General features: G+C 72.0%; 1 pseudogene. It reads right to left on the reverse strand.

Annotated features, from left to right (window positions below):
* Positions 1–85: 85 nt before the first annotated feature.
* Positions 86–346 (reverse strand): annotated as a pseudogene (locus tag M8J74_RS44330) (sulfate adenylyltransferase subunit CysD); the annotation flags it as partial.

Here is a 346-nt window from a genome sequence, read left to right on the forward strand (position 1 = left end):
GTGGACTTGCCGTCGTCGACGGAACCTGCGGTGGCGAACCGCAGCAGTTGTGCGCTGGGGGCGGCTTTCACGGCGGTCGTCATGGCTAGAAGTACCCCTCGCGCTTGCGGTCTTCCATCGCGGCCTCGGAGAGCTTGTCGTCGGCCCGGGTGGAGCCGCGCTCGGTGAGCCGGGAGGCGGCGATCTCGGCGATCACCTTGGCGATGGTGGCGGCGGCGGAGTCGACCGCGCCGGTGCAGGACATGTCGCCGACCGTGCGGTAGCGCACCCGCCGCTTCTCCACCATCTCGCCGTCCCTGGGCCCGCCCCACTCGCCGGCGGTCAGCCACATGCCGCCCCGCCGGAA

Origin of the sequence: Streptomyces panaciradicis, from assembly GCF_023516615.1 — a bacterium.
Lineage (GTDB): Bacteria > Actinomycetota > Actinomycetes > Streptomycetales > Streptomycetaceae > Streptomyces > Streptomyces panaciradicis.